The organism is Mucilaginibacter sp. cycad4 (genome assembly GCF_034263275.1).
Classification (GTDB): domain Bacteria; phylum Bacteroidota; class Bacteroidia; order Sphingobacteriales; family Sphingobacteriaceae; genus Mucilaginibacter.
In genome coordinates this window covers 6,211,805-6,233,042 of the sequence record NZ_CP139559.1, presented here as the reverse complement: position 1 = coordinate 6,233,042, position 21,238 = coordinate 6,211,805, and the positions used below count along the sequence as shown (strand labels likewise).

Below are 21,238 nucleotides of genomic sequence, written 5' to 3'. Positions count from 1 at the left end.
TTGAACACAACAAACCAGCTGTTTATAAGTTTGGCATTGCCTATTGGGTTGAAATAAAACTTAAAAAAACACATCAGGAGGCAATAAATTATCGTTTTACGAAGTTTTAAAGGCGTTGTTTTTCGCAAAAGACTAAAAAAAGCCTTCAAATAATTACAACCAAATTACATTAATACGCGTACAAAAGCCTGTTTATTAAAAGGATGTGTAATAAAAAGCTCTTTTTTATATTTTTTGAAAAATAAGCTGCATTTATTTGCAATTTTAAAAAATATAAATAGTTTTGTAGAGCACGATAGACATAGTGTCTGATTTAATAAACAATTTGTTGTCCTAACTCAACAAACAAACTGATTAAATGAAGAAATTTGCCCTGGCTATTGCCTTACTTTTCAGCGTCGTAGCTTCACAAGCTCAAACCAAAAGTGCCCAAAGCACCAGTGATGACAACAAAGACGACCAGGAAAGTTTAGGTAAAGCATACTTTTCCCAAATTATGGGAGTTGCTTTATCTGCTACCTCAAACATGAAACTCTTTCACTTTGTTTACGATTGGATTGGTACCCCTTACCACTTTGGCGGAAGCTCGAGAAGAGGCATTGACTGCTCAGCCTTCACCAAAGAATTGTACAGCGAAGTTTTTAACCTTGATATTAAACGTAACTCACGCGATATTTTCAGCATGGTTAACCCTGTTGGTAAAGATGAGTTAAAAGAAGGCGACCTGGTTTTCTTTAAGATCCATAGCCGCAGCATCTCGCACGTAGGTATTTATTTAGGTAATAATAAATTTGCTCATGCTTCATCAAGAGGTGTTGCTATCAGCAGCCTTGACGATGCTTACTACAGCCGTTTCTTTTACAAAGGCGGCAGGTTGTTAGCTTCATTTAAGGATGAGTTTAAAGGTTCGGCATCCACGGGTAGCAACGATATGGGCGACGACGTAGACGAAAGCAAGAACTAAACGATTTTGAAATAAATAAACTAATTTGGTCCCTTCATCCCGATGAGGGGATTTTTTTTATAATGAAATTTTTATTGCTTACAGCAGCCTGCCTGGCGCTGTTTTTACAGGCGTGTAACCATCCGCCAAATAAAAAACAAATCCTGGCCCCTGCACCTAAACCGGATACTGCCACTACAACAACCACCGCCGTTGTTAAGTCTGATTCATCCATATCCATTGCCGCCGTTGGTGATATGATGCTCGGAACATCGTACCCCAATAATTATACCCTCCCACCCGATAGCGCTAAAAATAGTTTTAATGTTATTGCCGGTGAACTAAGGAGCGCCGACGTAACCTTTGGCAACCTTGAAGGCAGCTTGCTTGACGGAGGGAATCCGGCTCATTATAAGCTACATCGACGAAGTAAAGCTTATTTATTCAGGATGCCCACGACCTATGCCAGTGTGTTTAAAGATGCAGGATTTAACTTACTAAGCCTGGCCAATAACCATATAGGCGATTTTGGTGATACGGGCCGGATGAGTACCACTCATGTGCTTGATAGCATAGGGATTAATTATGGCGGCTTACTGAGCCACCCCTCCGCAGTATTTGAACGGAATGGCGTTAAATATGGCTTTTGCGCTTTTGCCCCCAATGCCAATACTTTACCAATTCTTGATCTTAAGAACGCCTCCCGCATTATTAGCGACTTGAAACAGCAGTGTGATATTCTCATTGTATCGTTTCATGGCGGTGGCGAAGGCGTAGCTTACGAACATATTCCTTTTGCAATGGAATCCTTCATCAGCGAAAAACGGGGCGATGTAAATGCCTTTGCCCATAATGCTGTTGATGCCGGTGCGGATATTATATTGGGCAACGGCCCGCACGTGAGCCGGGCTATGGAGGTTTATAAAAACCGGCTGATCGCTTACAGTCTCGGTAACTTTTGCACTTATAAATCAGTAAGTGTGGCAGGTGTTTGCGGCCTGGCGCCATTATTAAAAGTAAAGCTGAACAAAAAGGGGGAGTTTTTGAATGGACGTATCATATCGTTGAGGCAGGCGCATGATAAAGGTTTGGAGCTTGATACGCTTAACCGGGCTGCCATTCGGATCAGGCAACTTACCGAAACCGATTTCCCCGATGCAGGATTGCTGATATCTGATACCGGAGTGATCAGTCTTAATCCGGTTATTCAAAGCGAGAATTTATAAATAGGAAACGAGCAGGAATTGAACGCTGTATCTACTCACCCCGACATCGCGATAATTTAAGGAAAAAAGCGCGAGCTTGTGCGATTTCCCCCTTGGGAGCGGAGGGGGGTGTTTCTGCTTTGATAAGCTCGTAGTAGCCGCAACAATTAAACTTATTTTGGGAAGATTAGTTAAATTCTGTTAAATCGACGGTGAATACCATTACCGAATTTTCGGGGATCCGGCCTACGCCATTTGCACCATAGGCAAGGCCCGATGGTACAATGAGCAATATGGTGCCGCCTTCTTTTACCAATGGGATGCCTATTTGCCAGCCTTTAATCAAACGGTCTAACGAGCTTGAAAAACCGCTCGCTTTATCAACTACCATATCATTTAACAACGCTGCGGTATAATTTACAGTGACCAACGAATTTTCGTTAGGATTTCTCCCCTTACCTTCAGATAAAACCTGGTAATAAATACCGGAAGGATGTTTCTGCACTTTGATCTGCGGGTTGGCCTTCAGGTAAACCCGGATCAGTGAATCATCTGTTTTAGCTTGTTTAGCCCGGTTTAACTTCGCTGTATTATCACATGATATCATCAGTGTAATAATAACCGCGCTTAGCAACAAAAGATATTTTTTCATGATAGGGATCCAAATAAAAGCCCCCTTTGTAATAAAGGAGGCTTAGTTTTATGTTTTGGGTTAGTTAAACCGTTGTTTTTATTTTTAGTTCGGTCATTTGTGCTTCGGCAATGGTTGATGGCGAATCGATCATCACATCGCGGCCCGAGTTGTTTTTAGGGAAGGCGATCACATCGCGGATAGAATCCAAGCCGGCAAAGATCGATGCCAAACGGTCGAAACCAAATGCGATACCACCATGCGGAGGTGCTCCATATTCAAAAGCATCCATCAAAAAGCCAAACTGTTTTTGGGCTTCCTCCGGCGAGAAACCAAGGTGCTTGAACATCAGCGATTGCAGGCCACGGTCATGGATCCTGATAGAGCCGCCGCCAATTTCGGTACCGTTGATCACCAGGTCATATGCATTAGCGCGTACGGCACCCGGTTCGGTGTCCAACATGGCAATATCCTCGGGTTTTGGCGAAGTGAACGGATGGTGCATAGCATGGTAGCGTCCACTCTCTTCGTCCCACTCCAGCAGCGGGAAATCAACCACCCAAAGCGGAGCAAAAGTATTTTTATCGCGCAGGCCTAAGCGGTTGCCCATTTCTAAACGCAGCTCGTTCAGTTGTTTGCGTACTTTATCAGCACCACCGGCCAGGATCAGCATCAAATCGCCTTTTTCGGCATTGAAAGCAGCGGCCCAGTTGGTTAATTCGTCTTCGCTGTAAAATTTATCAACAGATGATTTCAGGGTGCCGTCCTCGTTGTAGCGGCAATAGATCATGCCGGTTACGCCAATTTGCGGGCGTTTTAACCATTCGGTCAGTTCATCAACCTGTTTACGGGTATAGCTTGCGCAGCCTTTGGCATTGATACCAACAACCAGTTCGGCATTGTCAAAAATGCTAAATCCTTTGCCTTTAACAATATCATTCAATTCAACAAACTCCATCCCAAAACGCAGGTCGGGTTTGTCAGATCCGTATAAACGCATCGCATCTGAATACAGCATGCGCGGCAGTTCAACTAAATCAATGCCTTTTACCGTTTTAAACAGATGGCGGGTGAGGCCTTCAAAAATATTCAGGATATCTTCCTGGCTTACAAACGAAAGCTCACAGTCAATCTGGGTAAATTCAGGCTGGCGATCGGCACGTAAGTCCTCGTCCCTGAAACATTTCACGATCTGGAAATAACGGTCAAAGCCGCTCACCATCAGCAATTGCTTAAAGGTTTGGGGCGATTGCGGCAGGGCGTAAAACTCGCCGGCATTCATGCGGCTTGGCACCACAAAGTCGCGTGCGCCTTCAGGGGTCGATTTGATCAGTACCGGGGTTTCTACCTCGATAAAGTCAAGTTTATCTAAATATTTACGCACTTCCTGCGCCATTTTGTGGCGAAGCACCAGGTTATTGCGGATTGGGTTACGACGAAGATCGAGGTAACGGTATTTGGCGCGAAGTTCCTCGCCGCCATCTGTTTCATCCTCAATCAGAAACGGCGGTAACTTTGCCGCATTAAGCACCTCGATATCAGCAACAACAATTTCAATTTCGCCGGTAGGGATCCTGGTGTTTTTGCTTGTGCGCTCAATTACATCACCGGTAACTTTGATCACAAACTCACGACCAAGCCCGCGGCTTTTTTCGCGCAGGGAGGCGTCGCTATCTGTGTTAAATATCAATTGGGTTAAACCATAACGGTCGCGCACGTCGATAAAAGTGGTACCGCCCAAATCGCGCGATTTTTGTACCCAACCGCATAAAGTAACGGTTTGGCCTAAATGGCTGATATTTAATTCGCCGCAGGTATGAGTTCTAAGCATAGCAATGTTTTATAAAAGTCTGCAAAAGTAGGTTTTTGATTTCGGATTTCAGATTTTCGATTTCGAATTTAGTAACATGTTAATTTAAAAGCCAATAAAGCCTGTAAAAACAGTTTTTGCCATTGGCAGATTTGCAACATTTCAACATAGCAAATTCTTGCCAAGGCGTTTATACACAAATAAAAATACAACAAGCACAGTGTGTTTGCACCTTTACGAGCTTAATAAGTTTTTGCTCATTTTAATAGTGACTTTATTAAAAAGAAACGATAATCTTCACAATTTCGAAATCCCACGTACTAAATCCGAAATCAAAACATATCTTTGCTTCAATATAATTCTCAAGGGGTGCCTTGCTTTGGTTGCAAAACAAACCACGTGTTGTTTTACCAAACTGAAAGACAGGCTGAGATCATACCCAGGAGGTAAGTTAGAAGTACTAAGTTTTAAGTTCAAAGTCAATCACGACTTCTGACTTAACACTTTCGACTAAAGACTTTCCCCCACACCTGATCCGGATAATGCCGGCGTAGGGAAAGGTAAATAAGTTAAGTGTACTGCCGCTTTACCCTGACGTGCAGATGGATTAACTCAATTTTTGTTTTACAACATTTTGAAAAATTTATTCGTGGCTATTATGGCCCTGCTGCTGCCTGTCATGGCATCGGCCCAGCTTTCCATTTCAGGAAAAGTGAGCAATCAATCCGGCGAAGCATTGCCTGGCGCAACTATTTCTATTTTAAACCTGCAACAAAGTACAGTTACCGATGCTGCCGGCAAGTATAGCTTTAACAACCTTAAAAAAGGCAATTACACGCTAAAAATCAGCTATGTAGGTTATAAGCAGGTAACGGTAACTACAGCTATCAGCGTTGATAAAATCCTTGATTTTACATTAGGCCCAGGTACTTTAACCGCCGATGAAGTTACGGTAACTGCCACCCGTGCTGGCAAAAACTCGCCTACGGCGTTTACCAACCTCAGCAAAAAGGATCTCGAAAAAAACAATTTCGGCCAGGATTTGCCTTACCTGCTTAACCAAACACCATCGGTAGTGATCAACTCTGATGCCGGCACAGGTATTGGCTATACCGGTATCCGCATTCGTGGGTCGGATGCATCGCGCATTAACGTAACCGTTAACGGCATCCCCCTAAATGACGCTGAAAGCCAGGGATCCTACTTTGTCGATCTGCCCGATTTTGCATCATCTATCAATACCCTGCAAATCCAGCGTGGTGTAGGTACCTCAACCAATGGTGCAGGCGCCTTTGGCGGTAGTATCAACGTACAAACCGCTACCCGCAGGGATACCGCTTATGCCCAGCTTGATAATTCGGCAGGTTCATATGGTTCATTAAAAAATACCGTAAGCGTAGGGACTGGTCTGCTTGGCGGCAGGTTCAGTATCGATGGCCGGTTGTCGCGGATCCGGTCTGATGGGTATATCGCCCGTGCATCGTCCCGTCTGAAATCATTTTTTGTAAGTGGTGCCTATTATGGTGATAACAGCACCTTACGGCTTAATGTATTTTCGGGCCATGAGCGTACTTACCAGGCCTGGAACGGTGTGGCAGATTATGTAATAGGCGATGATACCCGTCCGGATAACCGTACGTATAACGAACTTGGTGATATGGGCAATGGGGCATTCTACAAAGACCAGGTTGACGATTACCTGCAAAACCATTATCAATTATTGTATGATAAAAAGTTTTCGGATAAACTGTCGTTCAGCGGGGCCCTGCATTATACTCATGGCGAAGGTTATTACGAAGAGTACAGGAAAGGGGATGCGGTAAGTAATTATGGTTTATCACCTGTTATTTATGGTACCGATACTATTTCAACCACTAATCTTGTTCGCCGCCTGTGGCTTAATAATGATTTTTACGGGGTAACCTATGCATTAAAATATCAGCCCACTACAAAATTGAACCTGAACCTCGGCGGCGCTTACAATGAATATAAAGGCGCACATTATGGCAATATCATTTCCAGCGAAGAAAGCATTGGTGTTGGCCCCAATTATGAGTATTACCGCGATAACGCCAAAAAGAAAGATTTCAACATTTTTGGCCGTGCCGAGTGGCACGTAGATCAGTTTTTATTGTACGCCGATATGCAATACCGCCATATAAACTATTCGTTCTACGGCATCGATAAAAACCTGAATAATGCGCAGCAAACAGCGCAGTTAAATTTCTTTAACCCTAAAGCCGGCGTTACTTACCAGTTTAATGAACACAGCAATGTATATGCCTCTTTCGCGGTAGGTAACCATGAGCCTAACCGCGATGACTATGTCGACTCGCCTCCGCAAAACCGTCCTAAATCCGAAAACCTGAAAGATTTTGAGGCCGGTTATCGTTTCAGTTCATCTGTTTTCAGCGGAGAGCTGAATGGTTTCTATATGTTGTATAAAAATCAATTGGTATTAACCGGTTCGCTGAATGATGTAGGCAGCCCGGTGCGCACCAACGTAAAGGACAGCTACCGCGCAGGTTTGGAGCTTAGCGGAAAAGTAAAAATTACCAATCAACTAAACTGGAGCGTTACGGCAACCCTTAGCACCAATAAGATCAAAAACTATCAGCAGTTCTTCTCCAACTACGACAACGGTACGCTGGTTGAGGAAACATTTGCCAAAACTGATATCGCCTATTCGCCGTCACTTACAGGTTCAAGCGTGGTTAGTTACAGCCCTGTTAAAGGCGGAGAAATTGCTTTCATCAGCAAGTATGTAGGTAAGCAATACCTGGATAATACCATGAACCGCAACCCCGAAGGTTTTGGCATAGCACCCGATAATGCCGCTAATCCTTATGCCGCCAACCGCCAATTGAACAGCTTTTTTGTGAATGATGTAAGACTAAGGTATACCTTCAGCATCCGTTCGGTTAAAAACATTGGGGTAGGCCTGCAGGTTAATAATATCTTCAGCGAGAAGTACGAGAACAACGGTGCTACCTATCCGGATATCGAGGGCGGGCACCTGGTAAATTATAACTACTTTTTCCCACAAGCACCGCGAAACTTTATGGCATCGTTGAGCTTGGGATTTTAAATGAACACTAATTTTACGAATTGGATCGAATTTCACGAATTTAAAAATTGGATATACAACACTTAATACAGTTGTTCATTGAACAAATAAAGGAAACTACCTGGCTGCAATGGCTTGCCGTTGCGCTGGGCGTTACTGAAGTATTACTGGCCCGTGTAAATAACATATGGCTGTACCCGGCAGGTATCCTGGGTACGGCCATATCCATATACCTGCTAATGGATGTGCACCTGTATGCCGAATCGGTATTGAACGGATATTATATAGTTATGAGCGTTTACGGCTGGATCTATTGGGTGAAAAAACGCAACGAGCCGCCGGTAAAAATAACCTACTCTACCAAAAACGAATGGGTAATAAGTTTAGCCATAAGCATTGCAGGCTGGGTGGTTTTTTACTACACGATCAAAAACCTGCCTGCTAAATATTTTACACCATCAAACGTGCCCGGATGGGATGCTTTGGTATCTTCAACGGCATGGGCGGGCATGTGGCTGCTGGCCCGCCGCAAAATGGAGAACTGGATCTTTTTGAATATCTCTAACTTTTTTGCCGTACCGCTGCTGTTTTACAAAAAGCTGCCCATGTTTGGGATGCTTACTATTTTCCTGTTCATTGTGGCTATATGGGGATACTTTGAGTGGAAAAGACAGGTGGAGGCCGAGCGGTTGGTGGTTGGAGATTAGAAGTTAGGAAAACATTCAATAACCAGGCTGTATCAGGTGTTCAATTTTAAAAGTGTAAACACACTGGCGTTTTTTGAAAAATAAACACTATTGATAATCAACATTTTACAAAATGATCAAAATACGACTTTAATCGAATTGAACAATTTTGCATTGATAATCAGTGTCTTATATATTTAGGAGGTCAAAGCATTGAACACCCGTTTTTCAAAAATTGAACACTGACAAAATACTGTCAGTATTTTTTGTTATTCCCGGTGGCAATTGGGGATTGCCAATTACGCTTTCGGCCTTTTGCTTTCGGCTTTAAGCTAAAAAAATATTTCATGCATCCATCACAAAACTTAAAACCCGAATGGGTTGATATCATCCGGGGCGCGGCTCCTGAAGCCGAACAGGCAGGCAAGCTGCAACCCCGTCAGCTGGCACTTATTTATGAGCAGGGCTGGTTTAAATTTTTAGTGCCGCAGGTTTATTCCGGCTTGCAATTGGCCCTGCCGCAGATGGTTCGGTTGGAAGAAAGCCTGGCCTGGGCCAATGGCAGTCTCGGTTGGGTAGTAACCTTGTGCAGCGGCGCAGGCTGGTTTGGCGGTTTCCTTGATGCTGGATTGGCATCGGAAATCATGACCAATCCGCAATTGTGCCTGGCCGGCAGCGGGGCATCAACCGGGACAGCTACGATCAATGGCGATGGCTATATTATCAATGGCACCTGGAAATATGCCAGCGGTGCGCACCACGCAACACATATCACCGCAAACTGTATCATTAAAAAGGGAGAGCAAACTGTTTTGAATGACGAAGGCGAGCCGCTGATGCTACCCTTTATTTTTGATAAGAAAGATGTGCGCGTTTTCCCGGCATGGAAATATGTAGGCATGATGGCCACGGGGAGCGATGCCTATGAGGTAAAAGACCTGTATGTTGATAAAAACCGATGTTTTAAGATTGATCCGCAGTATACGGTTGTAAACGAACCGTTGTACCGCTATCCGTTTTTGCAGTTAGCCGAAGCAACATTAGCAGCTAACCTTTCGGGCCTGGCGGTTCATTTTCTTGACCTTTGCGGACCTGCCTTTGATGAACGGATGAAAAACCCACGCTTAACCGGGCCTCAAAAAGTATACATCAAACAATTACTGGCCGATCATACTATTTTACTTAACGAAACGCGAGCAGCATTTTATAATGCTGTTGATAACTCATGGAATAACTTTGAATCGGCAGATAATAATGGCTTGCAGGAAGTAAGTTTGATGAGCCGTAAGCTGGCCAAAGTTTCGCGGGAGGCTGTCGATAAACTTTATACTTATTGTGGATTATCGGCTGCGAATCCTGATACGGAAATTAACCAGGTTTGGCGGGACATCCACACAGCAGGGCAGCATTCGCTGTTAACCTTTGAATCGATTGATTAAAGATATTCGTTCAACTCATTTCTTAAAATAGCTATCAGTTCGGGATCATTGAACTGATAATTATCTTCAATATCAAGCACAATAAGTGTTTTGCCATTTATGCTGAAGCGTTGTTTCAGTATTTCTTTATGCTTTTGCTCCATTACAAAGATCACATCGGCACGGTCAATCATTTTTTGATTTACCCTAACCCGCGCTTTATCACTTGTACCTGCCGAAGAAGCTTTATGCACAGGATGGTTCCTGAATAAAGCATCGGCTGTAGGGCTGCGCCACTGGTTTTTACTGCAGATGAAAAGAAGGTTTGGCATTGAGGGATTAGTTTTCATTGAAAATATTAAATTCCCCTCTCGAGAGGGGCGCGATGGGAAGTGCGGCTGCAGGGGTGTGTTTCTGCGATTAATTTACCCTGATGTATGCGCCATGCAGATTCACTGTTCAAATTTACTTGACAGATATTTAGAACGCGGTGATCCTCAGGGTCCTCTGCGAGAGACCCTGAGGGGACATAATCTTATACGCCATGCATAACGGGATGGCTGCTTGTAGAAGATTTCTCCTCACCTCCGCCGCTTAATCCCGCCCGAGGTTCGTTCGAAATGACATTTTTAAAAAAGACACGGACAAATTGTATTCAAATTTAACGTCCCCTCAGGGTCTCTCTCAGAGGACCCTGAGGTATACGCCATGCGGATTCGCTGTTCAAATTCACTTGGCAGATATTAGAACGCGGTAAACCTCAAGGCTCTCTGCGAGAGACCCTGAGGGAACACAGGAGGCAACCTTTCGCCTTTTACCTTTATCCTTTCACCTCAAAACTAAACTTTAACAAACCTTTTCACCGTTTCGGTCACATGCGCCAAATGGTGATTGCTGTGCCACGCATACAGGGCCAGTCCTTTTTTTAGCGATACGGTTTCGCCTGATGCCGGGTGTACAAAAGTACGCGCCCATTCGTTTTCGGTGAAACTTTCAAACAGGGCCACAAAATGCTGATGGATGCCTTCCAGCATTTTTAATGATGGCTCAACCGGCAGGCGGTAATCGGGCAGCAGCGCCCAGTCGGCCTCCTCATATGGCTTTATGGTTGGGTTATTTTCGGTAAGGGCAAGCTTAAAGCGGGTAATGGAATTCATGTGGCTATCGGCCAAATGATGGATCACCTGGCGCAGTGTCCAGCCGCCTGTACGGTATGGGGTATCCAGTTCCTGGTAATTAAGGCCGGCAATTGCATGACGCAACTTCCCCGGCAGGGTAGCAATATCTTCAATCCAGCCGCGCATATCTTCGGCAGTGTACGAAGCCGGGGGCGCAAACTTCCCGATAGGGTATTTCATTTGTTCGTCTGTCATCATAAATGTTAAAAAAATTTAAATTAGGTATTATTTTATACTACCACAAGCTTTTGGCCTATTTTAGCGTTCTGTAGATTGTTAATTTAACTGATGATAAAAAAGTTACTGGTCGTACTTTTTGTTTTTAACTGTACGCTCTCCTTCGCACAAACCATTAAAACCGACATATTAGTCATAGGCGGAGGCGCAAGCGGAACAGCGGCGGCCATACAGGGTGCGCGAAGCAAGCTAAAAACCATGCTGGTTGAACAAGGCCCCTGGCTGGGCGGCAGCATGACATCGGGCGGGATGTGCGTTATTGACGGTAACCGCAATTTACCAACAGGCATCTGGGGCGAATTCAGGCGCAGGGCGCGGGATTTCTACAGCAAAACCCCGGGCTATGATACTGCCTACAACGCGGTATTAAGATTTGAACCCTATACAGGGGCGGCCATTCTCAAAAAAATAACCGATACGGTGAAAAATCTAACCGTAAAATTAAACGCCCCATTTACAGGCATTAAAAAAGACGGCACCGGCTGGGATGTAAGTATCACCCTCGACGGAAAAACAACCACGGTAAAAGCCAAAGTAGTAATTGACGCTACCGAAACCGGAGATGTAGCTGCCAAAGCAGGTGAAACCTATGTTTATGGCTTTGAGAGTAAAAAGCAAACTAACGAGGCCCTGGCGCCTGATAATGAATCGGCACAATTGCAGGACCTTACCTGGATTGCCATTTTGAAAGATTTTGGGTTTTCGGCCGATAAAACTATTCCCAGGCCCGAAGGGTATGACGCCGCTGCATACACTTGCCTTAAAGGGAAGAACATTAAGCAGATGCTTACCGATGGCAGGCTGCCCAACGATAAATACATGATAAAATGGGCCGAATGCGGAAACCAGTTTCTCGTTACCGCAGATAATTTAAAACCCGAAAACCGGGAGGCTTTTTATACCAAAGCCCGACTGCATACTTTAGGCTTGATATACTATTTGCAAACCGAATTGGGGTACAAAAACCTCGGTTTGGACGATGGCTTTACCACGCCCGACCACCTGCCATACATCCCATACCTGCGCGAGGCCGGTCGCGCGACAAAAGGATTGGTGAGGATGATGCTGGATGATGTGTACAAACCTTACAACCGCGAATCAAAACTTTACCGTACAGCCATTGCTGTTGGCGATGCCTCGCCGGGCCAGCACTATACGGATGCCAATCCTCCGAAAGTTAATTATCCACCTTTCCCTGCCTATAGTGTGCCGCTGGGGGCTATCGTATTGAAAGACCTGGATAATTTACTGGTAACGGAAAAAGCCATGTCGGTAACACACCTGATAAATGCCAGCACCATGTACCCATCAGTACAAATGGCTATTGGGCAGGGTGCCGGGGCAACCGCAGCTTTCTGCGCTTTTTTTAAAACCACAACGCAAAACTTAAATGTGCGAATCATCCAGGGCGAACTGCTGGACTTTAAAGCATGGATCATGCCTTTTGCTGACGTTAAACCAACCGATCCATATTTTAGGGCTATCCAGCAAATAGGTGCTTCCGGATTATTAAAAGGGGTACAAAAAGCAGAGGGGAACACCGCCCGATTGCTGTTCCAGCCCGATTCATTAGTGGCCACTGCCGAAATAAAACCAACCCTGGAAGAAACCTATACCCGCGGGTTTTTATGGTTCAATAAGGAAAAACCCGGCCCGGTGTTCACCATAGGTAACTTGTTGTCGTTTATCAGCGAAACTACGCTAACCGATCCGCATACTTTAGAGATTGCCATGCAAAAAGCCTGGAAAGATCAATATAAATTCGCCTCCCCATTTGATATGAAACGGCCGGTGACCCGCCGGGAGTTTGCCATACTGGCCAACAGGTTTTTTAACCCTTTTGCGCGTTCGGTGGATATTGCGGGGAGGATGGTGAATTAGACAGAACCATGAAGTTTTGAAGCAGGATTGATAAAAACTGTCTTATATTTACATTAATAAGAAGTATCCTCACTTATTTATGGCGGAAATAAACGATATACAGATTAAGAATTTCAAGTCGATCAAGTCTCTTAAGATTAGTGACTGTAGACGCATTAATCTTTTTATAGGCCGCCCTAATGTTGGTAAGTCTAATATCATTGAAGCGCTTTCACTTTTCACTACACCATTTCTTCGCGTTTCAGGTGCAAAATCCTTCACCAACCTGGTTCGTTACGAATCAGAGCCTGAAATATTTTATCGTGGCAATACCGGAGATCCGGCTATTGTGGATACAGGACGCAATGTTGCACAGGTTTTTTATGATCGTGAATCTGGTTTAGAAATTTCATTAGATGCACCGACTTATTCAATAAGGCTCAAGATTGACGACAATTCCAATGTTAAACCCTCTAAGTTAAGTAACATCGCGCCTGCGAGTATCAGGCGTTATATTTTCAACCCAAATACAACTTATCATAAAGGTACAGCCAGAACATTAATTCCCCCCTACGGTTACAACCTATTGAATGTTATTGAACAGAATGAAGATCTGCGTACCGAAATCTCCGGTTGGTTTGAGGAATATGGGCTATCTTTAGTATTTGACCGCGCGAGCGAGCAGTTAAAAATTTTACAAAATAATAAACGGAGTAAGGATATCTTCCTGATACCATATAATTCAGTGGCTGATACCCTTCAGCGAATGATATTTTTCAAAACGGCTATTGCAAGCAGCACAAATTCAGTATTGCTTTTTGAGGAACCAGAGGCTCATTCATTTCCACCTTATATAGCGAAGATTACGCAGGAAATGATTTACAATCAGAGTAATCAATATTTTATTGCTACTCATAGTCCGTTCATCCTTAATGATTTTCTTGAGAATGCCATAGAAGATCTTTCTGTTTATCTGGTTGATTATGAGCGTCACGAAACTAAAGTCGTGAGGCTGACAGATAAACAACTCCACGAAATTTATCAAAATGGGGTCGACCTCTTTACCAACAGCGAAAGTTATTATATCTAATGGACATTTGCTTTATCCCCGAATGCTTTGTAGATACTAATTTGCTGGAAACACTTGTACCTCCGCAAAAACAATATAATCATCAAAAAGGCTGTGGTACGGTAACTAAAGTGATGAAGGAAAAGTTTAAGGATGATTTTTCGGTTGGCCTTATTGACAAGGACAAAAAGCAAGTCGATTATTTAAAGGAGTTTGATTTGGTAATTGATCGCGATCCTATTTTCTTACATAAACATAAAAACAGGCCGCATTACATAATCCAGATAAGTCCGGCTATTGAACAATTTATACTTAACGAAGCGACGGATGTGGGCATTGATATAGCCCATTATGATCTCCCGTCTGAATTACTCAAACTCACGAAAATATCAAAGTCGACAACCAGCAAGAATGATCAGAGATTCAAGAGATTATTTACTGACCTCATACAAAATCAAGCTTCTAATCTGATAGTATTAAGAAAGTGGATTAAATATCTGAAATCAGAAACCTACAAAGTCAATATAGATGCAATGAAAAAGCTTTAGTAGAAATTGGGTGATAGCATAAACCTCTGTTAAAATATTACCTGTATTTTTAACTCACCTAATTATTCACAACTCCAATTCCAACTGATCTCCCGGCCCAAGCTCTTTGTCATCCCGTTGCTTAACCTGCAATTCACCAAAGTTCGAAAGTGAGATGCCCAATAATCGCACTTTTACGTCATCAACGCCAGTTGCCGCCATCAATTGTTTAGCCGTGTTGCTGATCGTTTCCAGGTCGTTTACCGGGGTTGTGAATGATTGATTTCTGGTAATCTGTTTAAAATCGTGATATTTTACCTTGAGGGTGATGGTGCGGCCTTTCAATTCATATTTCAGTAGACGGTTATGTACTGTGACCGCTATTTTATCCAGTTCGGCCTCCATTTCTTCGAGTGTGGTCAAATCATAAGCAAAAGTATCTTCAGCACCCAGGGATTTGGTTTCACGATGGGGCTGCACTTCCCGATTATCAATACCGCGCACTATCTGGTAATAAAATCGCCCTACTTTACCAAAGTGACGGGTAAGTTCACTTTCTTCAAGCTTTTTCAAATCGGCTCCGGTGTGCAGGCCCATTTGCTTCATTTTTTGAGCGGTTACCTTACCCACGCCAAAAAACTTTTCGACAGGCAGCTGCTCCATAAAGTTCTCGATGCTTGAGGGGCCGATAAATTTGAGGCCATCGGGCTTGTTGATATCGGAGGCAATTTTAGCTACAAATTTATTGATAGACACACCTGCCGATGCAGTGAGTTGTAGTTCGTCCTTAATAGCCTGCTTAATGAGCTTGGCTATCTCAATGGCCGAGCCTATGTCCTGCTTATCGTTGGTTACATCAAGGTAAGCTTCATCAAGTGAGAGGGGTTCGATCAGATCGGTATAACGACTGAAAATTTCCCGGATATGCTGTGATACCTCGCGGTAAACATTAAACCGGGGCCGTACAAACATAACATGCGGACAAAGTTGTAATGCTTTTTTCGATGACATGGCCGAACGGATCCCGAACTTCCGGGCCTCATAACTGGCGGTAGCTACCACGCCTCCACGCCCTTCAGGTAATCCGCCAACTACCAAAGGTTTGCCCCGGTATTCCGGAAAATCCCGCTGCTCAACCGACGCGTAAAAAGCATCCATATCAATATGGATAATTTTACGGTGAATATTGGGTGATTGCTCAGTCATGCCAGGTGAAAGCAAATATAGGTGGGATGCAGGCTTGCTGCAAAGTGTTGTGGTAGGCTCAAGCGTCCGGGCTTAAACTCAAATGCTCACGTGCGCCAGCAGAAGGTTTTTTACATACGCTGGTGCACGCGTGCCGAGTGTACCCCAACAGATATCATGAGGTAATTAAATACATTACTTAACCATTTGTTGAAGAACCACTATAACTCCAGACACTACACAAGCTATACCAATTATAAGCAATTTGATGTCTGACCCTAAAATGCTTTCTCGTCTGTTTAAAATATTTCGTCCTTTAACATAGGCCAGCCATGCACCATAAATTGCTACCGCAGAGCCTGCAACTACATATATAATATTCATTTGTTAGTTAGTTTTTAGTTGTAAGCTTAAAAAACCCTGGACGTGATTATTATTTTATGAATTAATTGCGCTGGGCCTGCGGTAGCGAAAATAACATGTTCAAGCGAAGGACGCCTGAACATGCAATGAAAAAAAACTAACTCTCCGTATCCTCCGGCAAAAACTTAAGCTTTTGTTGAAAATACAGATCCCAGCTATGTTGTTGCTTACGGTCGGTCATGTGCGCGGTATCCTCGTCATAATCAGCATTAAGCTGTTTATACTTGGCGTCGATACGGTTAAAGATGGCCATAGCCTCGTAATTATAATTATTACTGAAGCGGGTTTGGCTCACTGTTCGCAATAGCTCCTGTTGCTCCAAAAAGGCAATGGTGTAATGCCCTTGCTCATGTTTCAATACTTCGCTGAGTTCCTGGGGGGTGCTAACCCGGCTTTTATCAAGCCATGATTTATTGTTATTAAGGATCAGCCTGATGTTGAAATTAAGCCGGTAGCCCCCCTGCTCGCGCCGGGCCTGGTAGCGGTAATCGATAGTACAATTGGTATAAGCTACAACGCCGCCGGCATTAGCCCGCGGCGTTCCCCAAAAATCATTGGCGGTAAGCTGATGAAATGATTGCGCCGAAGCCGGCGTGATCATCGCTAAAAAACACATGGCCGTAAGACCGATCCCTTTCACTATATTTCTTTTCATTTAAAAAAATGGCGGTTTTATACTTTTACTTTTTGACGTTGTCGGTATGTAAAAGGTTTAAGGCCATCATTTCTTTTAACGTATGTTGCATCTGATCGGTTGAGCCATCAAGGAAAATAACATTCCCCTTTGAGTTTTCGGAGAAGTGTTTGATAGATTCTGTCCACATGGTGAATAATATTACCGAGGTATCCATATTGGCTTCGGCCATTTCTTTGGCGGCTACGGTCATACCGCGGGCAACCTCCTCGCGGAACAGCGCAATACCCTGGCCGCGTAGCTGAGCTGCCTCACGCTCGGCCTGTGCCGAAATTTTAATGGCGTTACCCTCGGCCTCGGCAGCTTTGGTTTTGGTGATGAGCAGGGCCTGGCCTTCGTTTTCGGCGGCGGCTTTCAGGTTGTTTGATGCCACTACCTGGCTCATTGATTTCATGATCACCTCGTCAAAAGTGATATCGTTCAATTGGAGGTCCTGAAGGTGGTAGCCCCAGCCTTCCAGTATCACATCCAGCTGTTCTTTTACATGTTCAACAATATCGCGGCGTAATATCAATACTTCGCTCTGGCGCTTGGTAGCCACAAAGGCACGGATGGAACCTTCAACCGTACGAATGAGGGCCTGCATCAGGTTACGTTCGTCAACAAATTTAAAGGCTACGTTCTTGATGGTTTCTTCCTGCTGATCCAGTACCGAGTATAGCAGCATAGCTTTGAAGTAAACATTGGCCTGGTCGTAAGTTACCGCCTGGAACTCCAGCTCAACAGAACGGTTTTGGATAGAGATTTTAGAATAGATGTTTTCGATAAAGGGGATCTTAAAATTTAATCCCGGTGTAAGGATGCGGCGGTACTTGCCAAACACGGTTATTACAACTATTGTGCCCTGTTTTACAGACACAAACGAGGTGAAAATGGTAATTAGGACAACAACAAAAATGATGATTGTTATCAATGATCCAAATGATTCGGGCATGGTTTGGTTTATTATGTTTAAAATAAATGTAACATTAATTATTGGTGTGTTATTTGTTTTTTAAAAAATGCTTATAAAACACAACACACCTGTCATGAACTTAAAACGAACTTTCGGAGCTATATTGAGCGTGCTTGGTATAGTTGGCCTTATTTATACCGGTGTAGCTATCATAAACCATAGCGCACAAGTAACCACCATGGTGGTAATAGGTATCATCTCGTTAATATTTTTCACAACGGGTATCAGCCTGGTGCGGAATACTAAGGATGAGGCGGCTTAAATGAATTTTAAACGGCATTTTAGATCAATCGCATGGTTTACTTGCCCGGTCTGCGCTTGGCTGGGCCACCTCTCTCCCTCTGCACCGCAAAGAGGGTAAAAGAAATGTTAAAATCCCCTCTCGAGAGCTACTGTATGTACAAATGTCATACGAACGAGCAAGCGCAGGGAAATTGATGCGCAAGGAGAAATCTCCTATACGATTTGCATGGCCGAATGTCCGCTTTTAGGAGATTTTTCCTCACCTCCGGCGCGCAGTTCCCCACGGGTTCGTTGTATCACAACGTTTTTTTAGTTGTGATAAAATTAAACGATGTGTACACACGATAGTTTTGAGAGGGGGCGCGGAGGAACGAGTGATGGCAGGGGAGTGTTTCGTTTTGTTACTTTTACCTGTGAAATTAATTTCAACAGAACCCTTAACTACATGAAGAAATTCTTATTATTCGTATTCGCCCCATTGGTGATCTTCACCTCATGCTCAAAAGACAAATTCGACGCTGCAAAACAGGCAGCTGCAGATGATGCAGCCATTAAAGCTTACATCGGTACCGATACTGCCTTTCATGCCACTGCCGATGGCTCTGGTGTTTATTACAAGATAGTAACCCAGGGCACCGGTGCAAATCCAACCATTAAATCGACCGTTAAAGTAACCTATACCGGCAAACTATTAGATGGAACTACATTTGATTCCGGCACCATCAACCAAAGCCTGCAGGGTCTTATCAAGGGTTGGCAATCGGGCCTGCCGTATGTCAAAACCGGCGGTCGGATTATTTTGGTGATCCCCTCAAGAGAAGGCTACGGCAACAGTGCAGCCGGAAGCATCCCCGCAAATTCGGTTTTGGTATTTACAATTGATCTGCTTAGTTTTAGTTGATTTAACTAACACTACAGAAAACACTGCTGTTATTGTTTGCACTATTATTTTTTACTGTCTGCATGTTTCAAAGATAAATCGCACGATCTGCAGCAAGTTGTTTTGAATAAAGACGGCAATACCAAAAATTATCTGGCGGCACATTCCAAAATCACCGCAACAAAACATACATCAGGTGTTTACCATGTGCCGAGCACGGGAACCGGTACCCATGCCTGGGCCAAATGCTATTAACGAAGGCTATCCCACAAGGATGGCCTTCATTTTTTAATCTCCACGGTAAAAATACCTTTTACCTTTCGCCTTTAACCTTTCACCTCCAAAAACTATCTTTGTATCGTGAGCGAGAAAACTATTTTAAAACTGCAGTTGCCTACCGATCCGCTTTGGGTTAAAAATGTGGTTGAGAGCAATATTGAAGAAATTTTGACCGATCATGCTTTTTGTGAACAAAAGGCGGCCAGCAATGCTATTACCCTTATTGTTCAAAACCCAAACCTGAGCGAATTGGTACAGGAAATGGCCCTGCTGGTACAGGAAGAAATGGATCATTTTAAACGCGTACATGATATTATTATTGAACGTGGTTATATCCTCGGTCGCGAGCGTAAGGATAACTATGTGAACGAGCTCAGAAAATTTATTATCACAGGCGGGGGCCGCGAAGCCCAGTTGATTGACAGACTGCTGTTTTCGGCCATGATAGAGGCCAGGAGCTGTGAACGCTTTAAAGTGCTGTCCGAAAATATTAATGATGAACAGCTGGCCACCTTTTACCATGAGCTAATGGTAAGCGAAGCAACCCATTACTCCATGTTTATTCGCCTGGCCAAAAAATACGCCGAAGAAATTGATGTTGAGGCCCGATGGAAACAATTCCTGGAGTATGAAGCCCGGGTAATTCAGAACTATGGTAAGGGCGAAACTATTCATGGGTAAGTTTTAAGTCCTAAGTCGAAAGTCATCAATTTTTATGACCCCTTAACTTAAGGCTTAGAACTACAGACTTTCGACTTTCCTACTTACATTTACATCATGTCGCGTTTTAAAGTATTTTCGGTTGTTATACATATTGCCGGCTGGTTGCTGTTCATGGCCTTTCCGCTGGTTTTTTTAAATACCCGGGGCCAGTACAATACCTCTATCGTTTCTTTTTTGCAAAAACCTGCTTACTTGGTATTTTGTATCACCTATATCTCCCTTTTTTATAGCAACGCCTACCTGTTTATTCCTCAGTTCTTTTTAAAAAAGCGATATGCGATTTATAGCATCATTTGTATTGTTTTATTAGCCTGCGTTTATATGCTTCACCCGTTCGACAGCTTGCTACGCAGTTCCGAAGGCCGGAGAATGCACAACGGGATGATGATGCCCGGTCCGCCGCTATTTGACAGGCCTCGCTTAGGCGATAAGGGCCCTGATACGCAGCGCCGGTTTGACAATCCTCCATATTTTCATCCAGACTCATTGGAGCGAAGAAGTGGTTTCGGACCCCGTACCAGGCCGATGAAGCCCTTTGATAGTACCAGCCTGTTTATTTTCCTGATGATCATGGCATTAAGCACAGCCATAAAAACGGTGCAGCAATGGCAGCTTACCGAACAGCGTGCTGCCCGGGCCGAAGCCGATAAAACCAGCGCCGAACTATCATTCCTGAAAGCGCAGATCAACCCACATTTCCTGTTCAATACACTCAATAATATTTACACGCTTGCTGCTATTAAAGATGATAAGGCAGCTGATAGCATCATGAAGCTCTCGAACATTATGCGCTATGTTACTGATGATGTTAGCGAAGATTTTGTGCCGCTGCAAAGCGAAATTGATTGCATCAGCGATTATATTGAGCTGCAGCGCCTTCGCATCGGCAAAAACACTATCGTAAACTTTGAAGTCGTGGGAGAAATCGACAGAAAAAAAATTGCTCCCCTCATAATGATGACCTTTATTGAAAATGTTTTTAAGTATGGCGTAAGCAAGCGCGAACCTTCTGCTATAGATATCAGGATTAATATTCACGAGCCCGATATTTCATTTTATTCAAAAAACCGGATCTTTGGCGTGCAGAAAAGTGAGTACCAGCGCACCGGCATTGGCATAAACAACACCAAACAGCGACTGGAACATTTATATCCCGGCAAGCATCTGTTAAATATAAGCAGCCTGAATAATGAGTATATTGTTCAACTTACTTTACAAACTTAAA

General features: G+C 43.8%; 20 protein-coding genes. 12 read left to right on the top strand and 8 right to left on the bottom strand.

Annotated features, from left to right (window positions below):
• Positions 1-358: 358 nt before the first annotated feature.
• Both SNE26_RS25750 and SNE26_RS25745 read left to right on the top strand, forming a co-directional pair.
• Positions 359-964 carry a C40 family peptidase gene (locus SNE26_RS25750; protein ID WP_112658808.1) on the top strand — a complete coding sequence of 202 codons (606 nt, stop codon included), beginning with the start codon at positions 359-361 and terminating at the stop codon, positions 962-964.
• A gap of 62 nt (positions 965-1,026) precedes the next feature.
• Positions 1,027-2,169, top strand: coding sequence for a CapA family protein (locus tag SNE26_RS25745; protein WP_321556717.1), 1,143 nt, complete (start codon positions 1,027-1,029; stop codon positions 2,167-2,169).
• Positions 2,170-2,335: 166 nt separating this feature from the next.
• Here SNE26_RS25745 and SNE26_RS25740 read toward each other — a convergent pair whose 3' ends face one another.
• Both SNE26_RS25740 and aspS read right to left on the bottom strand, forming a co-directional pair.
• Entirely contained in the window at positions 2,336-2,800 is a 465-nt protein-coding gene (locus tag SNE26_RS25740; protein ID WP_321556716.1) for an FKBP-type peptidyl-prolyl cis-trans isomerase, read from the bottom strand.
• Between the two features lie 64 nt (positions 2,801-2,864).
• The gene (gene aspS / locus SNE26_RS25735; RefSeq protein ID WP_321556715.1) at positions 2,865-4,610 is read right to left on the bottom strand and encodes an aspartate--tRNA ligase; all 1,746 of its coding nucleotides are present in this window, start codon (positions 4,608-4,610) and stop codon (positions 2,865-2,867) included.
• A gap of 613 nt (positions 4,611-5,223) precedes the next feature.
• Here aspS and SNE26_RS25730 point away from each other — a divergent pair.
• The 3 genes from SNE26_RS25730 (at position 5,224) to SNE26_RS25720 (ending at position 9,781) form a co-directional block, all read left to right on the top strand.
• The gene (locus SNE26_RS25730; protein WP_321556714.1) at positions 5,224-7,677 is read left to right on the top strand and encodes a TonB-dependent receptor; all 2,454 of its coding nucleotides are present in this window, start codon (positions 5,224-5,226) and stop codon (positions 7,675-7,677) included.
• Between the two features lie 47 nt (positions 7,678-7,724).
• Entirely contained in the window at positions 7,725-8,363 is a 639-nt protein-coding gene (pnuC, locus tag SNE26_RS25725; protein ID WP_321556713.1) for a nicotinamide riboside transporter PnuC, read from the top strand.
• Positions 8,364-8,689: 326 nt separating this feature from the next.
• The gene (locus SNE26_RS25720) at positions 8,690-9,781 is read left to right on the top strand and encodes an acyl-CoA dehydrogenase (protein WP_321556712.1); all 1,092 of its coding nucleotides are present in this window, start codon (positions 8,690-8,692) and stop codon (positions 9,779-9,781) included.
• Here SNE26_RS25720 and SNE26_RS25715 read toward each other — a convergent pair.
• Both SNE26_RS25715 and SNE26_RS25710 read right to left on the bottom strand, forming a co-directional pair.
• Positions 9,778-10,110, bottom strand: coding sequence for a protein tyrosine phosphatase (locus tag SNE26_RS25715; protein WP_321556711.1), 333 nt, complete (start codon positions 10,108-10,110; stop codon positions 9,778-9,780). The genes SNE26_RS25720 and SNE26_RS25715 overlap by 4 nt on opposite strands.
• A 489-nt stretch (positions 10,111-10,599) precedes the next feature.
• Positions 10,600-11,136: a YfiT family bacillithiol transferase gene (locus tag SNE26_RS25710; RefSeq protein WP_321556710.1), complete on the bottom strand. Its 537-nt coding sequence runs from the start codon at positions 11,134-11,136 to the stop codon at positions 10,600-10,602.
• A gap of 90 nt (positions 11,137-11,226) precedes the next feature.
• Between SNE26_RS25710 and SNE26_RS25705 the strand changes: the two genes are divergently transcribed.
• From SNE26_RS25705 to SNE26_RS25695, 3 genes are all read left to right on the top strand, one after another.
• Positions 11,227-13,056, top strand: a complete 1,830-nt coding sequence (locus tag SNE26_RS25705; RefSeq protein ID WP_321556709.1) for an FAD-dependent oxidoreductase — start codon at positions 11,227-11,229, stop codon at positions 13,054-13,056.
• Between the two features lie 79 nt (positions 13,057-13,135).
• The gene (locus SNE26_RS25700; protein ID WP_321556708.1) at positions 13,136-14,125 is read left to right on the top strand and encodes an AAA family ATPase; all 990 of its coding nucleotides are present in this window, start codon (positions 13,136-13,138) and stop codon (positions 14,123-14,125) included.
• A complete protein-coding gene (locus SNE26_RS25695; protein ID WP_321556707.1) occupies positions 14,125-14,652 on the top strand; it encodes a hypothetical protein in 528 nt (175 codons plus the stop codon). The genes SNE26_RS25700 and SNE26_RS25695 overlap by 1 nt, the downstream gene beginning before the upstream one ends.
• A gap of 66 nt (positions 14,653-14,718) precedes the next feature.
• On the opposite strand, the gene dinB is transcribed toward SNE26_RS25695, so the two are convergent.
• From dinB to SNE26_RS25675, 4 genes are all read right to left on the bottom strand, one after another.
• The gene (dinB, locus tag SNE26_RS25690) at positions 14,719-15,837 is read right to left on the bottom strand and encodes a DNA polymerase IV (RefSeq protein ID WP_321556706.1); all 1,119 of its coding nucleotides are present in this window, start codon (positions 15,835-15,837) and stop codon (positions 14,719-14,721) included.
• A gap of 174 nt (positions 15,838-16,011) precedes the next feature.
• Entirely contained in the window at positions 16,012-16,200 is a 189-nt protein-coding gene (locus SNE26_RS25685) for a hypothetical protein (protein WP_321556705.1), read from the bottom strand.
• Between the two features lie 136 nt (positions 16,201-16,336).
• Positions 16,337-16,894 carry a DUF922 domain-containing protein gene (locus SNE26_RS25680; RefSeq protein WP_321556704.1) on the bottom strand — a complete coding sequence of 186 codons (558 nt, stop codon included), beginning with the start codon at positions 16,892-16,894 and terminating at the stop codon, positions 16,337-16,339.
• Positions 16,895-16,919: 25 nt separating this feature from the next.
• A complete protein-coding gene (locus tag SNE26_RS25675) occupies positions 16,920-17,867 on the bottom strand; it encodes an SPFH domain-containing protein (RefSeq protein WP_321556703.1) in 948 nt (315 codons plus the stop codon).
• Positions 17,868-17,961: 94 nt separating this feature from the next.
• On the opposite strand from SNE26_RS25675, the gene SNE26_RS25670 reads away from it, so the two are divergent.
• The 4 genes from SNE26_RS25670 to SNE26_RS25655 all read left to right on the top strand — a co-directional run bounded on the left by SNE26_RS25670 (position 17,962) and on the right by SNE26_RS25655 (position 21,237).
• Entirely contained in the window at positions 17,962-18,150 is a 189-nt protein-coding gene (locus SNE26_RS25670; RefSeq protein ID WP_274985524.1) for a hypothetical protein, read from the top strand.
• A 426-nt stretch (positions 18,151-18,576) separates the two neighbouring features.
• A complete protein-coding gene (locus SNE26_RS25665; RefSeq protein ID WP_321556702.1) occupies positions 18,577-19,032 on the top strand; it encodes an FKBP-type peptidyl-prolyl cis-trans isomerase in 456 nt (151 codons plus the stop codon).
• Between the two features lie 339 nt (positions 19,033-19,371).
• Positions 19,372-19,971, top strand: a complete 600-nt coding sequence (locus tag SNE26_RS25660; RefSeq protein ID WP_321556701.1) for a tRNA-(ms[2]io[6]A)-hydroxylase — start codon at positions 19,372-19,374, stop codon at positions 19,969-19,971.
• A gap of 96 nt (positions 19,972-20,067) precedes the next feature.
• The gene (locus tag SNE26_RS25655; protein ID WP_321556700.1) at positions 20,068-21,237 is read left to right on the top strand and encodes a sensor histidine kinase; all 1,170 of its coding nucleotides are present in this window, start codon (positions 20,068-20,070) and stop codon (positions 21,235-21,237) included.
• The last annotated feature ends 1 nt before the right edge of the window (position 21,238 follow it).

Excerpts from the sequence above, each read along its gene's own strand:
- SNE26_RS25695 (WP_321556707.1), top strand. The coding sequence starts at position 14,125 with ATGGACATTTGCTTTATCCCCGAATGCTTTGTAGATACTAATTTGCTG.
- SNE26_RS25720 (WP_321556712.1), top strand. The coding sequence starts at position 8,690 with ATGCATCCATCACAAAACTTAAAACCCGAATGGGTTGATATCATCCGG.
- SNE26_RS25740 (WP_321556716.1), bottom strand. The coding sequence starts at position 2,800 with ATGAAAAAATATCTTTTGTTGCTAAGCGCGGTTATTATTACACTGATG.
- SNE26_RS25745 (WP_321556717.1), top strand. The coding sequence starts at position 1,027 with ATGAAATTTTTATTGCTTACAGCAGCCTGCCTGGCGCTGTTTTTACAG.
- SNE26_RS25715 (WP_321556711.1), bottom strand. The coding sequence starts at position 10,110 with ATGAAAACTAATCCCTCAATGCCAAACCTTCTTTTCATCTGCAGTAAA.
- SNE26_RS25705 (WP_321556709.1), top strand. The coding sequence starts at position 11,227 with ATGATAAAAAAGTTACTGGTCGTACTTTTTGTTTTTAACTGTACGCTC.
- SNE26_RS25700 (WP_321556708.1), top strand. The coding sequence starts at position 13,136 with ATGGCGGAAATAAACGATATACAGATTAAGAATTTCAAGTCGATCAAG.
- SNE26_RS25685 (WP_321556705.1), bottom strand. The coding sequence starts at position 16,200 with ATGAATATTATATATGTAGTTGCAGGCTCTGCGGTAGCAATTTATGGT.
- SNE26_RS25680 (WP_321556704.1), bottom strand. The coding sequence starts at position 16,894 with ATGAAAAGAAATATAGTGAAAGGGATCGGTCTTACGGCCATGTGTTTT.
- SNE26_RS25750 (WP_112658808.1), top strand. The coding sequence starts at position 359 with ATGAAGAAATTTGCCCTGGCTATTGCCTTACTTTTCAGCGTCGTAGCT.
- SNE26_RS25665 (WP_321556702.1), top strand. The coding sequence starts at position 18,577 with ATGAAGAAATTCTTATTATTCGTATTCGCCCCATTGGTGATCTTCACC.
- SNE26_RS25710 (WP_321556710.1), bottom strand. The coding sequence starts at position 11,136 with ATGATGACAGACGAACAAATGAAATACCCTATCGGGAAGTTTGCGCCC.
- SNE26_RS25655 (WP_321556700.1), top strand. The coding sequence starts at position 20,068 with ATGTCGCGTTTTAAAGTATTTTCGGTTGTTATACATATTGCCGGCTGG.
- dinB (WP_321556706.1), bottom strand. The coding sequence starts at position 15,837 with ATGACTGAGCAATCACCCAATATTCACCGTAAAATTATCCATATTGAT.
- SNE26_RS25670 (WP_274985524.1), top strand. The coding sequence starts at position 17,962 with ATGAACTTAAAACGAACTTTCGGAGCTATATTGAGCGTGCTTGGTATA.
- aspS (WP_321556715.1), bottom strand. The coding sequence starts at position 4,610 with ATGCTTAGAACTCATACCTGCGGCGAATTAAATATCAGCCATTTAGGC.
- SNE26_RS25675 (WP_321556703.1), bottom strand. The coding sequence starts at position 17,867 with ATGCCCGAATCATTTGGATCATTGATAACAATCATCATTTTTGTTGTT.